The organism is Bradyrhizobium sp. JYMT SZCCT0428, from assembly GCF_018131075.1.
In the GTDB taxonomy this organism is placed as follows: Bacteria; Pseudomonadota; Alphaproteobacteria; order Rhizobiales; family Xanthobacteraceae; genus Bradyrhizobium.
In genome coordinates this window covers 1-2,055 of sequence record NZ_JAFCLS010000154.1, presented here as the reverse complement: position 1 = coordinate 2,055, position 2,055 = coordinate 1, and the positions used below count along the sequence as shown (strand labels likewise).

General features: G+C 55.6%; 2 protein-coding genes. One reads left to right on the top strand and one right to left on the bottom strand.

What is annotated here, in order from left to right; genetic code table 11:
- Positions 1-891 (top strand): ABC transporter substrate-binding protein (locus tag JQ575_RS44115; RefSeq protein ID WP_212039400.1); only part of this gene is annotated, 891 nt, incomplete at its 5' end.
- 109 nt (positions 892-1,000) lie between these two features.
- On the opposite strand, the gene JQ575_RS46340 is transcribed toward JQ575_RS44115, so the two are convergent.
- The gene (locus JQ575_RS46340) at positions 1,001-1,522 is read right to left on the bottom strand and encodes a septal ring lytic transglycosylase RlpA family protein (protein WP_212039399.1); all 522 of its coding nucleotides are present in this window, start codon (positions 1,520-1,522) and stop codon (positions 1,001-1,003) included.
- Positions 1,523-2,055: the final 533 nt, after the last annotated feature.

Genomic DNA, 2,055 nt, shown 5'->3' with positions numbered 1-2,055 from the left:
GTGCCCCACGTCGGTATCCTCAATTATGCTGCGGCTGATGATGCGCTAGTAACTGAGTTCCGAAGTGCGCTTCGAGAACTCGGACACATCGATGGGCAAACGGCCACGATTACCTATCGTTGGGCCGACGGAAGCTTCGAGCGTCTACCAGGCCTTGCTACCGAACTGGTCGCGAGCAAAGTTGACGTGATCATAGCGTTGGGACCTGCAACCTGGGCTGCGAAAGCCGCAACGAACACTGTGCCGATCATCATCGCGTTCAGTGGAGATCCCGTGGGGAACGGGGTAGTGTCAAACCTCGCGCGGCCAGGCGAAAACATTACCGGCTTCTCTTATATGTCGACCGATCTGGCCGCCAAACGCCTCGAAGTTCTGGGCCGAGCATTTCCAAAAAACGGACGCATTGGCATCCTTTACAACCCAGCTGAGCCTGCGACGACGCTGGAAATGCGAGAGACCGAGGCTGCAGCTCGGACTCTCGGCGTGACGCTCCAAGCGTTGGCGGCTCGGAATCTGGACGAGCTGAGTGAGTGCTTCGACACTGCCGTCCGCGAGCGTGCCGATGCATTGATCGTATTCACGCACGGGTTTGCGGTTTTGAATCGGAAACGCATTGTCGAGTTAGCCGCCCAGCGGCGTCTACCCACCATGTACGGTTGGCGCGAGTTCGTCGATGAAGGTGGGCTGATGTCATATGGTCCCAACGTGCCCGTCATGGTGCGAAAAGCGGCTAGCTATGTCGATCGCATCTTAAAGGGGGAGAAGCCCGGCGATCTGCCCATTGAGCAACCCGCTCGGCTGGAACTGATAGTGAACCTCAAGACTGCCAAGGCTCTCGGCTTTGACATCCCACCGACATTGCTGGCCGTCGTAGATTCGGTGATCGAATAGTTTGCGAGTTTTGATATTGGCACCCTTGAGGACACTGAGAATGTCAGTTCACCGGGTAGACCGACGTCGCAATCGGCCCTGTAGCTCGATCCATTTCTTGCGGCGACTATTAAAGTACCTCAGCGCGAACCTGGGCCACGCCGCGATCCGTAATTCCTAAACCGCGCGCAGCGCCGAGTGAAAGGTCGAGGACGCGGCCGCGAACCCAGGGTCCCCGGTCGTTGATACGAACTACTACGGACTTGCTGCTCGCAAGATCAGTTACACGAACTCTTGTACCGAACGGTAGGTTGCGGTGGGCGGCGGTCAGTGAATTCCGAATGAACGGGGCACCGCTCGCTGTTTTTCCTGTCGGATATGAATAGTACGAGGCTTTTCCAGAAAAAACCCGGTTTGAAGATCGAGGACTTGAGCGCTCTTCCGGACGACGAGCCGTCTCCGCTCCGGTTGGGGGTTGCTCCAGCGGAGAATCCTGTCTGGGCTGGTCCTGTGCCTCGGGTGCCGGTTCTGCGTGGGCTTTTGGAATGATAGACCATCGATCAAGAAAGGTCTGTGCTGAAGCAGAATCTACGTTTACGCACAACCAAACCGGTACTGATACGATTGCAACTATTCCAAAAATAGGGCGCATGGGACGGCCTCACAAACAAATAGTACAAATGAATAACGCAAGCTGTTGAGGCTCTGTTCCTGTCATGCAGGCAATGAAGGGATATATACCGATGCTTCCAACTCATACGATTGGTGCTTTAGGCGCACCGCAGCAACAAACGCCTATTTCCGAGGTATTGCTTAAGTGAGAGTTTGCTGCTTTCCGATCCACGGCGAGGAAGTGAGAGTTAGATCAACCGCGACTAGGCGCGACAATTTAGATCCTCCCATCAATTAGGCATTGCTCCCGGCCTTACTGCACGCACATATCTGTTGGCAGTTTTCAGACCTGGCGCTTCCGGTGATAGGAGAGCACAAGTTCGCCGCGCTCGATTTTTCGTCGTCCGTCGGAAAAGCGCTAGGCTGAGCGACACAAAGCCAGGCCGCTGCACCCAACCAATCAGCGACGCGGCCTAAGGTAGAAGCGCTCGGGAGTTGGGCATGACCTATTTTGATCTCGGTCCGTATAGCCGCAAAGTCACCACGTCATCGCCCGATACCCAGCTTTGGTTC

What these genes read in the sequence shown, in the direction of transcription:
- JQ575_RS46340 (WP_212039399.1), bottom strand. Translation starts at nt 1,522, where the DNA reads ATGCGCCCTATTTTTGGAATAGTTGCAATCGTATCAGTACCGGTTTGG.